Below are 15640 nucleotides of genomic sequence, written 5' to 3'. Positions count from 1 at the left end.
CCTATTCGCCCACTCCCTCACATCGGCCGGTAGGTCTGCACGTTGGACGGCACGTTGACGCCGAGCTTGATCTGGCCGACCGACTTGATGATGTCGTCGCCGAGCAGTTGCGCGAAGCAGGCGTAGCCCCAGTCGCTCATATGCAGGCCGTCGGCGATGACGAAATTGTCCATCGGGATCGACTGCTTTTCGTGCCAGTCGCGCATCACCTCGAAACGCGGGAAGATGCCGACGTGACGCAGCTCGGCCACCCCGTTGAGCAGCTTGATCATCTTGCCTGCGCTTTCCGCGCGCTCGTTGACCGCCGGCGAATATTGCGGATCGACCAGCACCAGATCGGCGCCGGCGGCCTGAATCCGCGCGACGCCTTCCTCGACCAGCTTGATGGTCTCGGTAGGATCGAGATTACGCAGCACCGCGTTGGTGCCGACCTGCCAGATCACCAGGTCCGGCTTCATGTCGAGCACCGCGGTCTGCAGCCGCTTCATCATTTCGGGCGCGTCTTCGCCGCCCTGGCCGCGATTGATCACGGTGATATCGGCGGTCGGATATTGCCGGCGCAACTGCGCCGCCAGCCGGTTGGGATAGGTGAATTCGGGCGAGGTCGAGCCGTAGCCGGAGGTCGAGGACGAGCCGAACGCGATGATCACCACCGGCTCCCCGGCGGCGAGCTTGCCCGCGACATGCGGCAGCGAGCCCATCTTTCTGGCGCCGCCCTTCGGCGGCAGGCAGGGAACGCGGTTGAAGATATCGCTGGCCGATTTCGCGACTTCCTTGACCTTGTCGATCGCCTTGGAAGTGAGGCCCTTTTGCTGCGGCGGTTTGGCAGGATCTGGATGGGCAGCCTGGGCGGCTTGCGCCCGCGCGGGCGCCATCGAGCCAGGTGCCAGCAGTACGAGCGCCGCCACGGCGGGCGCGGCCAGAAATGCCATTCGGCAAAAAGGGCGGTAGCAACTCATTGACGTCATTAACGCTGGATCCTCAATTCTGCTGCGCCGGGCTCACATGCGCCGCCTCGATCACGAATTTCGACAGCGCGCGGCCGAGGCAATCGTGCACGCGCTTGGCAAGGTCGAGACCATGCGACGTGCTGAACAGGTCGAAATCCCCGGAGTCGCTCCAGTGATGCATGATGGCGAAGCGGTCGAACAGCGGAACGTTATGCTCCTGTGCCACCACACGCATATTATCTAGGTACGGCGGCGTGGAAATCATCGTCTCGGTGCGCGGGCTGTATTGCAAATTCATCAGGACCACGTCGGCCCCGGCATTTTGCAGCGCAGCAACGCCCTCTCCGACGGCGCTGCGAAAATCATCGGGATCGATGGATCGCATAGCATCGTAGGTGCCGGTCTGCCAGATCACCAAAGCAGGCTTTTTTGCTTCCGCCAGCTTACCGAGACCGCTGGCAACTTCTTCGGCGGTCTTCTTGATCTGTAGTTCTACGGAGACGCTGACCGCGACTTTCGGCAGCCGCTCCTGCAGCATCGCCTGCAGCCGGCCGGGATAGGCGCTGGCCTCGGATGCATTGATGGTCGACGACCGGCTGCCCACCACCAGAATTTCCAGCTTGCGGTGGTTGATGGCGTCCTCGACCTTGGACAGCGGACTCTCGGTGGTGAGCAGATAGGCCGGAACCTCGCAATTCGCCGGGGCCGGGGCATCCTCGGCACGCGCGGGAGCCGCGGCCAGCAAGCCGGCAAACACGATCAGGCCCAGGATGGTCACCGGGTTGGACTTCATCAACCCCCTCCCGCCATATCGGCGTTGCCGACGGCGCCCTTTTTCCGCGATGCACCCTTGTCGGCAGAATGCTTGTACCATGAAATGATCCACGCCATGCCGGACATGATGAGGATTCCGGAGACGCTGATGATGAAATGCAGCCCGGCTCCACCGGAGATTTCAGCCAGAACGAAATGCCCGGCGAAGGCGAGGAACACGCCGAGGCAGAAAATCTCGAGCGAATGCTGCCCGCACAGGATCAGCGGCCGCAGCCATGGCGACGTCAGTCCGGGCCAGTCCTTCGGCAGGAAGCGCACGGTGATCGCCGCCAGCGCCAGAAAGTGCGCGAACCTCAGCACGTCCAGATCGGTCTTGTTGATCGGATACATCCACTGCTCGATGAGCTTCGGCATCAGATGGTGCAGCTGCGGCACGTACCAGGTCAGCGTGACCAGGAACGCGGCGAGCAGGTAGGCAAAACAGATCCACATCGTGATCCGCGACGAGAGAATCCGCGACATTCGCCCGGCGCCGCCCAGCGCGCACCAGGCGCCGAACACGAACAACAACTGCCAGGCGAACGGATTGAAGGCCCAGAAGCCGTTCGGATAGGCCGACAGATAGAGATCGTAGTGCCAGGTCGCCGCATAGAGCGCGACCGACAGCGCCAGCGTGACGTCGGCCCGCCACTTCATCAGCCACAGGATCAGCGGCAGGAACAGCATCAGCACGATATAGAGCGGCAGCACGTCCATGTTGACGGGACGGAATCTCAAGAGCAGCGCCTGGATGATGGTGACGTCCGGCTGCTTGAGGAAATCCATGATGCCCATTTCTTCCGCGTACAACGGGTTCTCGAAACGGGTGGCGACGTAGGAAATTTCCGCGAGGAAGATCGTGAACAGGAACACATGCGCGACGTAGATCTGCCAGACCCGCCGCATGATGCGCGCAGTAGCGATCACGGGGCCCGCCTCGAGCATGGCGCGGCCGTAGACGAACGCCGCGGTATAGCCGGAGATAAAGATGAAGATTTCGGTGGCGTCGCTGAATCCGTAATTGCGGATGGTGAACCAGGTCAGGACGTTGGGCGGCAGGTGGTCGATGAAGATCAGCCACAGCGCGATGCCGCGGAACAGATCGAGCCGCAATTCCCGCTCTGCGCCGGACGGGATGGCAATCGCCGGCGCCGCATCGCGCGTGCCGGCTGCAGCGGCGCCCGCCAGCGGTGATCCGGCAATTCGATCGGCAATGGACATCTCTGGCACCGTCTCGGGACGTGGACTTTAAGCGCCCGTCCGACACGAAAGATAGTACCGGCCCGCCAGTTGCAAGCAAGATACGAGAGCCGTCGGGCGCACGGGTGCGCTTTAGGCCGGAACTTTGTTGAAACCGCGATTGGAATTACAATTGCATGGCTGCCGACATAGCGGCCCGGCGGTTGGTTCCGTCGGGACTTTTCGCTATGATGGGCCTCAAGGATTCTGGATTGTTCGCATGTACCGCGCCGTTACCCGCCAGATCGAGGTTACCGTCGAGCCGAACTTCCTCCCCGAGCGCTCGTCGGTCGAAAACCGTCAGTATTTCTGGTCCTACACCATCGTCATCACCAATACCGGCGGAGAGACCGTGCAGTTGCGGACCCGGCACTGGATCATCACCGACGCGGCGGGGCGCATGCAGGAAGTCCGCGGCGAAGGCGTGGTCGGCGAACAGCCGGTGCTGGCGCCCGGCGAGCGCTTCGAATACACCTCCGGCGTGCCGCTGCCGACCGCCTCGGGCTTCATGAGCGGCCGTTACCAGATGGTCAGCGAGAGCGGCGAGAAATTCGAGATCGACGTGCCGGCATTTTCGCTCGACAGCCCCGACAGCAAGCGGGTGTTGAACTAGGCGGAGGAGCGCTGCTTTATCCGTCGTCCCTGCGAACGCAGGGACCCATAACCACCGGTGCCTGTTGCTGTAGAAGGTATCTAACACCGTCGTCTCATCGTGAGGCCGCAGCGTATGGGTCCCTGCGTTCGCAGGGACGACGCAAGAGAGTTCAACTTTTCAAATTGTCGCTACCGCTCCTCGCAGTGAAGAACTGCGACTGACCGCGCCCGCCCCCTACTCCACACCCGCCTCGTGCGGGGTGAACTGGTAGACCGACGAGCAGAACTCGCAGGTCACCACCACCTTGTCGTCCTTGACCATCGCGGCGCGGTCGTCAGGTGCGAAGCTCTTCAGCATCGCCGACACCGCGTCGCGCGAACAGGAGCATTGCGCACCCTCAGGCTGACATCGCCGGAGGCAGGGGCGGTATGCCGTCGCCCCCACCAGGCCAAAAGTCTCTCAGCCATTGCAAAACCGTTCCGATATGCGGCTTGAACTGTTCGTATGTCGCTTGCCAGCCCTCGACGTTTTCGCGAATGTTCTTTCCACTTTTCAGGATTTCCCAAATCCTGTTTGCTGCGCTCGCAAATGCAAAATTGCGCGACTTTGCCGGATCCACCTCCGCAACAGGATCCCTCGGAGGTCTGGGGCGATTAGGATCCGGGGGAGGCGCATCTTCCGGAGCTAGCGGCTTGATGTCCGGCACCGGCTTTGCCGTCTCATCCATCGCAGGCGAAACCGATTCATGAAAGACATTGGGCGTGTTCGCACGGATCATCTGCCGTATTGCTTCCACGGCATCGCGCGCAAGCGGCGTTACGAGACGCCCCGTCCTCACCGCGACATAATGCCGTTCGAGTTCGGGATAATAGGGCCTAAGACCGATATGGTCTTCGAGCAGGACAGAAAGACGCCCCGCAAAACCCGTCGAAAGTATTTCTTCATCAGCTACAAACAGCTTGTTCAGAACCCGTGCTTCGCCGTCAGCGAGTAAGATGTTGCCCACACCGGGCCTGGTCGGAAGCCACTCCAGATATGACGCTAGCACTTCGGCATATTCGGAGCGTCCCTGAAATTTCGGAGACGTTGCCATCGTCCGCAATTGATCGGCACGACTGCGGCAAGCAGCTAGAGCGTGTGAATGATCATCAAGCGTGAGGGAGCCTCGCAGCGTCGGCTCAGCCAATGCGCCGGCGTCTGCCCCGATGCGGCCGTCGACCATGCGGCGGATTGCGATTGGACTGGGGATCCCTTCAATAGGCGCTGGATCCGGATCGGCTCTGAGCACCTCCAGCCGCCGAGCAATCGCGGTGTTCACCGCTTCTGCGCCGCCCCCCCAAGGAAGTTCGCCAACGATATCAGTATATGCAGCATCCTGAGCTTCTCCGCGTCCAGCGTGAACCGCGCCGGCAAGAACGTCATCGTACCAATCAATCCAAACCGACCAATGTTCGCCGCGCGCACGAAGTTGCGGTGCCAGTTCCCGCCATGCGCCGCCGATATCCTTCGGCGTGCGCTTGGACCAAAGCGGAGCGGATGCGAGTTGCTCGGGGCGCAGCCTGCCATCGCGCAGTTGCTCTGCGTCACGTTTGACGGCTGCAAACATTTCGGAGACGGCAGCAGCGGAAGCGGCGAAGGCTGCCGCAGCGGCCGTGGAAGCGACGAGAGAAGCAGCGGAGGCAGCAGAAGCTGCGTCGCGACCCTCGCTGAAGACATCGGCGGCAGCGGTCGCTGCGATGGAGGCGACAGCAGGCACATTTGGAGTGGAGGCAGCGGCAATAGCAGCCGTTGCTACTGCCTTATTAGGAAATCTAGCCGCAAATCGTGCAATTGCCGTGGCACGAAACGCCGACAAAATGCTCGCCTCGGGATTACCCTGGTCACGCAAAAGCGGAAGGACTCTTAACGCCGCGCGCGCTGCAATTGTCACCGACCATTGGCGCGGCTGCTTCACGAGCCAATTACTGAAAGCCTGTCTATCGTTCGGGTTCGGCCCCTCACCTTTCCCGGTCGGCGCTGTCGTCAACGTAGCCATGGCTTCTCCAAGTTCGGCACCTGACAGCTACAAACTAGCACATCATTAAGGTTGTATGGCAAGGTTGGAGAAGCGGACACTTGGGAGACAACATTTCATGGTTCGACACAGCGCAAGCACGCCTCCTCGCGCGAGCTTAGCGGAGCAACCCAAAACCGGTTTCTCCGCTCGATGGATTGCTTCGCTGCACTCGCAATGACGGTCGAGAGGGGAGTTTTGCCCCACGCCCCTACTCCTCCACCCCCGCCTCGTGCGGGGTGAACTGGTAGACCGACGAGCAGAACTCGCAGGTCACCACCACCTTGTCGTCCTTCACCATCGCGGCGCGGTCATCGGGTGCGAAGCTCTTCAGCATCGCCGACACCGCGTCGCGCGAGCAGGAGCATTGCGCGCGCAAGGGCAGCGGCGCGAACACGCGAACGCCGCGCTCGTGGAACAAACGATAGAGCAGCCGCTCGCCGGACAGATCCGGATCGATCAGCTCGATATCCTCCACCGTCGAGATCAGCGATTGGCCTTCGATCCAGGCGTCGTCTTCCGCCACCGTGTGGGCGGCGACGCCTTCCGGCGCGTCACCCGGATGCAGATCGGCCTGCCGCGCCCGCTCCGGCGCCTTGGGCAGGAATTGCAGCAGCACGCCGCCGGCGCGCCAGCGGTGTTTCGGTCCCGCGCCGCCACCGCGCCATTCCTCGCCGACGGCGAGACACACCCGCGTCGGTATTTGCTCGGAACGCAAAAAGTATTCGTGCGCGGCGTCTTCGAGGCTGCCGCCGTCCAGCGCTACCAGCCCCTGATAGCGGCTCATGTCCGGGCCCTGATCGATGGTCATGGCGAGATGGCCCTTGCCGAGCAGCGCGCCGGAATCCTGGCCCTCCTTCAGCCGCTTTGGGTCGTAGCGCGCATAGGCACGCAGGCGGTCCGGGGCCTGGAAATCCACGATCAGGAACGACACCGGGCCGTCGGTCTGGGTCTGCAGGATGAAGCGGCCGTCGAATTTCAGCGACGAGCCAAGCAGCGTCGTCAGCACGATCGCCTCGCCGAGCAGCTTGCCGACCGGGGCCGGATAATCGTGCTTGGTGAGGACGTCGTCGAGAGCGGGGCCGAGCCGGGTCAAACGACCGCGCAGATCGAGTGAAGCGACCTCGAACGGCAGCACCGCATCGTCGACCGGAACCGCCGAGGGGGCGCGGATCGGGGTTTCCTGGGAGGTTTTCATGTCGGGGGATTGTGACGTCATGGCGCTTTATCTGGGGTCGGCGAGGGCAAAACGAAAGGGGGCAATCTGTCGTCCCCGCGAAAGCGGGACCCATAACCACCGCTGTTATCGTTGCTCGAAACGTCTACCACATCGCAAAAACGAGAGATCACGCGGTATGGATCCCGGCGTTCGCCGGGACGACGACAGAATTTTCGCTCACGCCACCGCGTCGAAACACCAGGCCAAAATACCCTTTTGCGCGTGCAGGCGGTTTTCGGCTTCGTCGAACACCACCGATTGCGGGCCGTCGATCACCTCGTCGGTGACTTCCTCGCCGCGATGCGCGGGCAGGCAATGCATGAACACCGCATCCTTCTTGGCCAGCGACATCAGCTTGGCGTTGACCTGGTAGGGCTTCAGCACATTGTGGCGGTGCTCGCCATCTTTGTCGCCCATCGACACCCAGGTGTCGGTGACGACACAGTCGGCGCCGCGCACGGCGGCCTCCGGGTCGTTGCCGAGCACGATCGGCGCCTGCGTCGCCTTGATCCAGTCCTTCATCGCCTTGTTCGGCGCCAGCTGCGGCGGGGTGGCGACGTTGAGCGTGAACTTGAAGCGCTCCGCCGCATGCGCCCAGGAGGCCAGCACGTTATTGTCGTCACCGGTCCAGGCCACGGTGCGGCCCTCGATCGGGCCGCGATGCTCCTCGAAGGTCATCAGATCTGCCATCACCTGGCAGGGATGCGAGCGCCGCGTCAGCCCGTTGATCACGGGCACGGTGGCGTGGGCGGCGAGCTCCAAGAGCGCATCGTGGTTGAGGATGCGGATCATGATGGCGTCGACGTAGCGCGACAGCACGCGCGCGGTATCGGCGATGGTCTCGCCGCGGCCGAGCTGCATCTCCGCGCCGGTCAGCATGATCGATTCACCGCCGAGCTGGCGCATGCCGACGTCGAACGACACCCGCGTGCGGGTCGAAGGCCGTTCGAAGATCATCGCCAGCGTCTTGCCTTCAAGCGGCTTCTTGCCCTTCTCATGCGCCTTCAGCTTCGCCTTCATGGCGACGCTGGCGGCCAGCATGTTGCGCAACTCCTTGGGCGGCAGCTCGTTGATATCGAGGAAATGACGAAGGGCCTTGCTCATTACCCCGCCGCCTTCTTCAACTGGTCGCCCGACAGCGCGATGCAGGCGCGCTCGAGGCGGCTGACAGATTCCTCGATCTCGGCTTCGCTCACGATCAGCGGCGCCAGGAACCGCACCACATTGTCGCCGGCGCCGACCGTGAGCAGTTTCTGCTCGCGCAGCGCCGTGACCAGATCGCCCGAGGGCACCACTGCCTTGACGCCGATCAAGAGGCCCTCGCCGCGAACTTCCGCGAGCACTTCAGGATAACGATCGACCACGGAAGCCAGTTTCTGCTTGAGCAGCAGCGACATCTTCTGCACATGCTCGAAGAAGCCGGGCTTCAGCATCACATCCAGCACCGCGTTGGCGGCGGCGACCGCCAGCGGATTGCCGCCGAAGGTCGAGCCGTGCGAACCCGGCGTCATGCCGGAGGCCGCCTCCGCTGACGCGAGACAGGCCCCGATCGGAAAGCCGCCGCCGAGCGCTTTGGCCAGCGGCATCACGTCGGGCACTACGCCGAGGCGCTTATAGGCAAAGAGATCGCCGGTGCGGCCCATGCCGGTCTGCACTTCGTCGAAGATCAGCAGCAGGCCGTTGTCGTCGCAGAGCTGGCGCAGCGCCTTGAAGAATGAATTCGGCGCGGTGCGCACACCGCCCTCGCCCTGCACCGGCTCGATCAGGATGCCCGCGGTCTGCGGACCGATCGCCTTCTTGACCGCTTCGAGATCGCCGTGCGGCACCTGGTCGAAGCCGTCCAGCGGCGGACCGAAACCCTCGAGATATTTCGCCGAGCCGGTCGCTGCCAGCGTCCCCAGCGTGCGGCCGTGGAACGCGCCTTCGAAGGTGACGAGGCGATAGCGTTCGGGGTGTCCCTTGGCGGCGTGATAGCGGCGCGCGATCTTGATCGCGCATTCCATCGCTTCGGCGCCGGAATTACAGAAGAACACGAAATCGGCAAAGCTCTCTTCGCACAGCCGCGCGGCAAGCTTGTCGCCGTCCGGGCTCTTGAACAGGTTCGACATGTGCCAGAGCTTTGTCGCCTGCTCCTGCAATGCGGCGACCAGATGCGGATGGCAATGGCCGAGCGCATTGACCGCGACGCCGCTGGTGAAATCGAGATAACGCTCGCCGTTGGTCGCGATCAGCCACGCGCCCTCGCCGCGCTCGAAACCGAGATCGACCCTGGCGAATACGGGGAGCAGATGCGACGTCGCGCTCTTGGTCATGGCGATCACTGACGGTTAGGCCGGCCGCGATGCCGCGCATTGGCGCTATTTGCATCGCAACAAGTCCCGGAAAACAAAACGTGCCGCCTTTTCGGGCGGCACGTAAAAAGCATTCTAGGCGCGCGGCGATAACTGTCAATCGGTCACGCGGAGGCCAAAATAGCTCGAAAGATTGCGGTGCGGCGATGTCTGGGCGACGGAACATGTGGACGCAACCGCGCTGACTCTTGCGCCGGAGTCACGCCATATTGTAGCTTCTCTGCTGTCGGGTACGACATCTCGTGCGGCGGTTCTGATCCTCTAGTCGTTGGTGTTCAGCGTACACGTTCGGGCGCGGTTTTCGCGCCCGGCGAGGGCTAAGGGATTCTGCCGGCAGGGATTTTTGAGATTTGGCATCGCAGCGCCGCCCTCGTACTGGCCGGCGCGACGCGAAGGGAAGAGTGCGATGACGGTATTGACCTGGTCCGACGATCGCGTTGAGCAGTTGAAAAAGCTCTGGGAGGCCGGACTTTCGGCCAGCCAGATCGCCGCGGAACTCGGAAATGTGACGCGAAATGCGGTAATCGGCAAAGTCCACCGGCTCGGCCTGTCCGGCCGCGCCAAGAGCCCCTCCACCTCGGCCGCTCCCCGCCAGCGCAAGGCGCGCCCGGCCCAGCACATGATGCGGGTGTCGCGTCCGGTGTCGCGCGGCAATACCGCGCTGGCCCATGCCTTCGAAGTCGAGATGGAGCCGGATCCGATCGCCTACGACAACGTGGTGCCGATGAGCCAGCGCCTGTCGCTGCTGGAGTTGAACGAGGCCACTTGCCACTGGCCGGTCGGCGATCCCTCGAGCCCGGAATTCTTCTTCTGCGGCGGCAAGGCGCTGACCAGCCTGCCCTATTGCGCGCACCACTCGCGCATCGCCTACCAGCCGGCCAGCGACCGCCGCCGGCAACCGGCGAAGCCGACGCGGTAAGCGCGGTATCTAAACGTCGTCGTCCCTGCGAACGAACGCAGGGACCCATGACCACAGGTGCTTGTGGTTATGCCGAGCTGGGGCTCCAGCTTTTCAAACAATCAACATCGGTGGTTATGGGTCCTCGCGTTCGCGAGGACGACGGCTGGGAATTACTCCGCCTTGGCGAACCTGTCGTCCAGCGCGTAGCCGGCGCCGCGGACAGTGCGGATCGGGTCCTGCTCGCGGCCGGGGTTGAGCAGTTTGCGCAGGCGGCCGATGTGCACGTCGACGGTGCGCTCGTCGATGTAGATGTCGCGGCCCCAGACGCTGTCGAGCAGCTGCTCGCGGCTGAACACCCGGCCGGGATGCTCGAGGAAAAATTCCAGCAGGCGATACTCGGTGGGGCCGAGATCGATCGGACGGCCGGAGCGCGCGACGCGGCGCTTTTCGCGATCGAGTTCGAGGTCGCCATAGGTCAGCACGGTGGCCAGCCGCTCGGGACTGGCGCGGCGCAACAGGCCCTTCACCCGCGCCAGCAATTCCGGCACCGAAAAGGGTTTTACGATATAGTCGTCGGCGCCGGTGGCGAGCCCGCGCACGCGCTCGCTCTCCTCGCCGCGCGCGGTCAGCATGATGATCGGCAGTTGCCGCGTTTCCGGCCGCGCCCGCAAGCGGCGGCACAGCTCGATGCCGGACAGGCCCGGCAGCATCCAGTCCAGTACCACCAAATCGGGCACGCGCTCCTTCAGCCGCGTGTCGGCGTCGTCGCCGCGCCCGACGGTTTCGACGTCGTAGCCTTCGGCATCGAGGTTGTAGCGCAACAGCGTGGTGAGCGCTTCCTCGTCTTCCACCACCATAATGCGCGCACTCATATTCTTGGCCTTCTCTCTTGTGATATTCTGTTCACGCGACGCTCTTTCAGTCCGGCACGGTCGCGGCAAAGGTCGTCATGTCGCCTTTCGGGCGCTTGTCGACCATCTGCTGGCCTTCGATCATGTAGAACACGGTTTCCGCGATATTGGTGGCGTGATCGCCGATCCGCTCGATGTTCTTGGCGCAGAACATCAGATGGATGCAGAACGAGATGTTGCGCGGATCTTCCATCATATAGGTCAGGAGTTCGCGGAACAGCGATGTGCAGATGGCGTCGACCTCCTCGTCGCCCTTCCACACGCTCATCGCCGCCGGCAGATCGTGCGCCGCATAGGCGTCGAGCACGGATTTGATTTGGCCCTGCACGAGGTCGGTCATGTGCTCGAGGCCGCGGATCAGTTTCAGGGGCTGGAAATCGCTCTCCAGCGCCGAGACCCGCTTGCCGATGTTCTTGGCGAGGTCGCCGATCCGCTCGAGATCAATGGCGACCCGCATGGCGCCGACGATTTCGCGCAGGTCCACCGCCATCGGCTGACGCCGGGCAATGGTGAGCACCGCGCGTTCCTCGATGACGTGCTGCAGTTGGTCGATTTCGGCGTCGGCGGCAACGACGCGATTGCCGAGTGCGACATCCCGGCGGATCAGCGCGTCGACGGAGTCGACGATCATGCGCTCGGTGAGACCGCCCATCTCCGAGACCAGCCGGGTCAATTCCTGCAGATCGCTGTCGAACGCCTTGGCGGTGTGTTCAGAAGGCATTTTTCTCTCCTCAGCCGAACCGGCCGGTGATGTAGTCCTGGGTGCGCCGGTCGCTTGGCGAAGTGAAGATCTTGTTGGTGTCGTCGAATTCGACCAGCTCGCCCAGATACATGAAGGCGGTCTTGTCGGAGACGCGCGCGGCCTGCTGCATATTATGGGTGACGATGGCGATGGTGTAGTCCTCCGCCAGTTCCGTGATCAGTTCCTCGATCTTGGCGGTCGAAATCGGATCAAGCGCCGAGCACGGCTCGTCGAACAGGATGACCTCGGGCCGCACTGCCACGGTGCGGGCGATACAGAGCCGCTGCTGCTGGCCGCCGGACAGGCTGAGGCCGGAGGCGTTCAGCTTGTCCTTGACCTCGTTCCACAGCGCGCCGCCGCGCAGCGCCTTTTCGACCCGGCCGTCCATTTCCGATTTGGAGATCTTCTCATAGAGCCGGATGCCGAACGCGATGTTCTCGTAGATCGTCATCGGAAACGGCGTCGGCTTCTGGAACACCATGCCGACGCGGGCGCGCAGCAGGTTGAGATCGAGCTTGGGATCGAGGATGTTGGTCTGGTCCAGCATCACCTGGCCGGTGGCGCGCTGGCCAGGATAGAGGTCGTACATCCGGTTGAAAATCCGCAGCAGGGTCGACTTGCCGCAGCCGGACGGCCCGATGAAGGCGGTGACGCGATGGGTGCCGAGCGCGATGTTGATGTCCTTCAGCGCGTGGTTTTCGCCGTAATAGAAATTCAGACCACGCGCGGTAATCTTGGCCGGCGCTTCGGGCAACACCACCGACGGGACGGATCCGCCCGCGGTACTCATCGATACGGCAAGTTCATTCATTTTGCTGTCCTCTCGGCGCCGAGAATCCGCGCGCCAATATTCAGGGCAAGAACGGTCAGGGTGATCAGCAAGGCCCCGCTCCAGGCGAGTTGCTTCCAGTAGACATAGGGGCTTTGCACGAAATTGTTGATGGTGACCGGCAGGTTGGCCATCGTCTTGGTCAGATCTAGACTGAAGAATTGATTGCTTAGCGCGGTGAACAGCAAGGGCGCGGTTTCGCCGGCGACGCGGGCGGTGGCCAGCAACACGCCGGTGATCAGGCCGGCGCGCGCGGCGCGATAGGCGATGCGCTTGATGACCAGCGAACGCGGCAGGCCGAGCGCGCTTGCTGCCTCGCGCAGCGGATTGGGCACCAGCAGCAGCATGTCCTCGGTGGTGCGTACCACCACGGGAATGACGATCACGGCCAGCGCCAGACTTCCGGCGAAGGCCGAGAACCCACCCATCGGAACCACGATGGCGCCGTAGATGAACAGGCCGATGATGATCGAGGGCGCGCTCAAGAGGATATCGTTGATGAAGCGGATCACCGAGGTGAGCCGGTCGTTCCTGCCGTACTCCGCGAGATAGGTGCCGGCGAACAGGCCGAGCGGCGCACCGATGCCGACCCCGATCACGGTCATGATGATCGAACCGGTGATGGCGTTCAGAAGACCGCCTTCGGTCGACCCCGGCGGCGGCGTGTTCTGGGTGAAGACCTGCCAATTGAGCCCGGCAAGGCCGTTGTAGAACAGCGTGAACAGGATCAGCGCCAGCCAGGTGACGCCGAAGATCGCCGCACCGAGGCACAGGAACTTGACGATGACATCGAAGCGGCGGCGGCGGGTGTAAATCGGGTTCATGGTCAGTTCCCCGCCTGCTTTTCCAGCCGCATCAGCATCAGCCGCGCCGAGGCCAGCACAAAGAAGGTCAGCACGAACAACAACAGTCCGAGCATGATCAGGCCGGATTGATGCAATCCGTCGCTCTCGGCGAATTCGGACGCGATCGCCGCCGAGATCGTGGTGCCCGGAGAAAACACCGAACCCGTGATGCGGAAAGCATTGCCGATGATAAAGGTCACCGCCATGGTTTCGCCGAGCGCGCGGCCGAGCGCCAGCATGATGCCGCCGATCACGCCGACCCGGGTGTAGGGAATGACCACATTGCGGACGACTTCCCAGGTGGTGCAGCCGACGCCGTAGGCTGCCTCCTTCAAGACCGGCGGCACCGTCTTGAACACGTCGACCGAAATCGCGGTGATGAAGGGCAGCACCATGATCGCGAGAATCAGCGCCGCGTTGAACAGGCTGAGATAGGATGGCGGACCGGCGAAAATCGATCCCAGCACCGGGACGCCGTCGAACAGGCGGATCATGAACGGCTGGAAGCTGTCGGCCAGGAACGGGCCGAGCACGAAGAACCCCCACATGCCGTAGATGATCGAGGGGATGCCGGCGAGCAGTTCCACGGCGATGCCGATCGGACGACGCAGCCATTGCGGACAAAGCTCGGTGAGGAAGATCGCGATGCCGAGCCCTACGGGAATCGCGATCATCATCGCGATGACGGAGGTGACCATCGTGCCGTAGATCGGACCGAGCGCGCCGAGCACCGGCGGGTCGGCCGACGGCGCCCAGCGCGCCGTGAACAGGAAGGAAAAGCCGTACTGCTTCATCGCCGGCCATGCGCCCGCGATCAGCGACAGGATAATGCCGCCGAGGATCAAGAGCACCGAGATCGCGCAGGCGCGGGTGATCCAGTAAAAGGTAACGTCGCCGAATTTGAACGCGTTGAGGGCTTTCGCGCGGTCGTAAGGCCCAGTGGCTTCCATCACGTCGCTCTGAACGGCCATGTCTGCCACGCCAATCCCCTTTTGCACTTTATGCTACTCGACATGCGCCGGCCAGAGCTTGATGCCGCCCGGCAGAAGAGGCCGGAGGAGAGGCAAACCTCTCCTCCGGAAATGCTTCAGCTCTTGATGTCGGCCGACCAGGTCTTCTCGATCAGCTTGACCACGGAGTCGGGCATCGGGATGTAGTCGAGTTCCTCAGCCATCTTGTCGCCCTTGGCGAAAGCCCATTTGAAGAACTTGATGGCTTCGCCCGACGCCGCCTTGTCGGCGGGATCCTTGTGCATCAGGATGAAGGTCGCGCCGGTAATCGGCCACGAGGCTTCACCGGGCTGGTCGGTCAGGATCACGAAGTAGTTCTTGGCACCAGCCCAATCGGCGTTGGCCGCAGCAGCCTGGAACGCCGCAATGGTCGGCAGCACGGTCTTGCCGGCCTTGTTGATGACAGCGCCGTAGGTCAGCTTGTTCTGCTTGGCATAGGCGTATTCGACATAGCCGATCGAATTCTTGGTCTGGCTGACATTGCCGGCGACGCCTTCATTGCCCTTGGCGCCGACGCCGGTCGGCCACTCGACGGCGGTACCGGAACCTGCCTTGGCCTTCCACTCGGCGTTGCTCTTCGAGAGATAGTCCGTCCAGAGGAACGTGGTACCGGAGCCGTCCGAACGGCGCACCACGGTGATGGCGTCGCTGGGCAGCTTCAGCTTCGGATTGAGCTTGGCAATCGCGGGGTCGTTCCAGGTCTTGACCTTGCCGAGATAGATGTCGCCGAGCAGTTCGCCGGAAAACACCAGCTCACCCGGCTTGACGCCTTCGAGGTTCACGACCGGCACCAGGGCGCCCATCGCCTGCGGCCATTGAATCATCCCCTCCTTTTCGAGCTGCTCCGGCTTGAGCGGCATGTCGCTCGCACCGAACGTCACGGTCTTGGCCACGATCTGCTTGATGCCGGCACCGGAGCCGATCGACTGATAGTTCAGGCCGTTGCCGGTCTCCTTCTTGTAGGCATCGGCCCATTTCGAATAGAGCGGGAACGGGAACGTCGCGCCCGCGCCCGTAATGTCGGCGGCGAATGCCGACGTCGATGCGGCGACCAGGCCGGCAGCGACGATAGCTCTCATGAAATTCATGGCTGTCTCCATATGGGTGAGCGAAGCGCCTGACGCGCCCGACTGCGCTCACGCCGGTCCGTTTAGGATCGGTTCACGTTTGCTTTTACGACGC

Annotated in this window: 15 protein-coding genes and 1 pseudogene; 2 read left to right on the top strand and 14 right to left on the bottom strand. The window is 62.9% G+C overall.

Annotated features, from left to right (window positions below):
• Positions 1-17: 17 nt before the first annotated feature.
• Genes KMZ29_RS03620 through KMZ29_RS03610 form a run of 3 tightly spaced genes read right to left on the bottom strand, consistent with a single transcriptional unit; the run spans position 18 to position 2984 of the window.
• Positions 18-959: an SGNH/GDSL hydrolase family protein gene (locus KMZ29_RS03620; protein ID WP_215624126.1), complete on the bottom strand. Its 942-nt coding sequence runs from the start codon at positions 957-959 to the stop codon at positions 18-20.
• A gap of 22 nt (positions 960-981) precedes the next feature.
• On the bottom strand, positions 982-1743 hold the full coding sequence (locus tag KMZ29_RS03615; RefSeq protein WP_215622488.1) for an SGNH/GDSL hydrolase family protein: 762 nt from the start codon (positions 1741-1743) through the stop codon (positions 982-984).
• Entirely contained in the window at positions 1743-2984 is a 1242-nt protein-coding gene (locus tag KMZ29_RS03610) for an OpgC domain-containing protein (RefSeq protein ID WP_215622487.1), read from the bottom strand. Before KMZ29_RS03610 ends, KMZ29_RS03615 begins: the two co-directional genes overlap by 1 nt.
• 238 nt (positions 2985-3222) lie before the next feature.
• On the opposite strand from KMZ29_RS03610, the gene apaG reads away from it, so the two are divergent.
• Positions 3223-3615 (top strand): Co2+/Mg2+ efflux facilitator ApaG/CorD, encoded by a 393-nt coding sequence (gene apaG / locus KMZ29_RS03605; RefSeq protein WP_215622486.1) that lies wholly within the window; start codon positions 3223-3225, stop codon positions 3613-3615.
• A gap of 216 nt (positions 3616-3831) precedes the next feature.
• Here apaG and KMZ29_RS03600 read toward each other — a convergent pair.
• The 5 genes and pseudogenes from KMZ29_RS03600 to KMZ29_RS03580 all read right to left on the bottom strand — a co-directional run.
• Positions 3832-3990, bottom strand: a pseudogene (locus tag KMZ29_RS03600) (Hsp33 family molecular chaperone HslO); the annotation flags it as partial.
• Between the two features lie 4 nt (positions 3991-3994).
• Positions 3995-5632, bottom strand: coding sequence for a hypothetical protein (locus tag KMZ29_RS03595; RefSeq protein WP_215622485.1), 1638 nt, complete (start codon positions 5630-5632; stop codon positions 3995-3997).
• Positions 5633-5861: 229 nt separating this feature from the next.
• The gene (locus tag KMZ29_RS03590) at positions 5862-6869 is read right to left on the bottom strand and encodes an Hsp33 family molecular chaperone (protein WP_215622484.1); all 1008 of its coding nucleotides are present in this window, start codon (positions 6867-6869) and stop codon (positions 5862-5864) included.
• Between the two features lie 177 nt (positions 6870-7046).
• Complete coding sequence (gene argF, locus KMZ29_RS03585; protein ID WP_215604708.1) at positions 7047-7973, bottom strand: ornithine carbamoyltransferase; 927 nt, start codon at positions 7971-7973, stop codon at positions 7047-7049.
• Positions 7973-9181, bottom strand: coding sequence for an aspartate aminotransferase family protein (locus KMZ29_RS03580; RefSeq protein WP_215622483.1), 1209 nt, complete (start codon positions 9179-9181; stop codon positions 7973-7975). The genes argF and KMZ29_RS03580 overlap by 1 nt, the downstream gene beginning before the upstream one ends.
• A gap of 445 nt (positions 9182-9626) precedes the next feature.
• Between KMZ29_RS03580 and KMZ29_RS03575 the strand changes: the two genes are divergently transcribed.
• Positions 9627-10139 carry a GcrA family cell cycle regulator gene (locus KMZ29_RS03575; RefSeq protein ID WP_215604706.1) on the top strand — a complete coding sequence of 171 codons (513 nt, stop codon included), beginning with the start codon at positions 9627-9629 and terminating at the stop codon, positions 10137-10139.
• A 152-nt stretch (positions 10140-10291) separates the two neighbouring features.
• Here KMZ29_RS03575 and phoB read toward each other — a convergent pair whose 3' ends face one another.
• From phoB to pstS, 6 genes are all read right to left on the bottom strand, one after another.
• On the bottom strand, positions 10292-10993 hold the full coding sequence (gene phoB, locus KMZ29_RS03570; RefSeq protein WP_215604705.1) for a phosphate regulon transcriptional regulator PhoB: 702 nt from the start codon (positions 10991-10993) through the stop codon (positions 10292-10294).
• 46 nt (positions 10994-11039) lie between these two features.
• Positions 11040-11753: a phosphate signaling complex protein PhoU gene (gene phoU / locus KMZ29_RS03565; RefSeq protein WP_215622482.1), complete on the bottom strand. Its 714-nt coding sequence runs from the start codon at positions 11751-11753 to the stop codon at positions 11040-11042.
• 10 nt (positions 11754-11763) lie between these two features.
• Entirely contained in the window at positions 11764-12585 is an 822-nt protein-coding gene (pstB, locus tag KMZ29_RS03560; RefSeq protein WP_215622481.1) for a phosphate ABC transporter ATP-binding protein PstB, read from the bottom strand.
• Positions 12582-13427, bottom strand: coding sequence for a phosphate ABC transporter permease PstA (gene pstA / locus KMZ29_RS03555; RefSeq protein WP_215622480.1), 846 nt, complete (start codon positions 13425-13427; stop codon positions 12582-12584). Before pstA ends, pstB begins: the two co-directional genes overlap by 4 nt.
• 2 nt (positions 13428-13429) lie before the next feature.
• Positions 13430-14419 (bottom strand): phosphate ABC transporter permease subunit PstC, encoded by a 990-nt coding sequence (pstC, locus tag KMZ29_RS03550; RefSeq protein ID WP_215624125.1) that lies wholly within the window; start codon positions 14417-14419, stop codon positions 13430-13432.
• Between the two features lie 116 nt (positions 14420-14535).
• Positions 14536-15546 (bottom strand): phosphate ABC transporter substrate-binding protein PstS, encoded by a 1011-nt coding sequence (gene pstS, locus KMZ29_RS03545; protein ID WP_215622479.1) that lies wholly within the window; start codon positions 15544-15546, stop codon positions 14536-14538.
• Between the last annotated feature and the right edge of the window lie 94 nt (positions 15547-15640).

This window comes from Bradyrhizobium sediminis (assembly GCF_018736085.1).
In the GTDB taxonomy this organism is placed as follows: Bacteria; Pseudomonadota; Alphaproteobacteria; order Rhizobiales; family Xanthobacteraceae; genus Bradyrhizobium; species Bradyrhizobium sediminis.
This window is presented reverse-complemented; position numbering and strand designations above follow the sequence as displayed.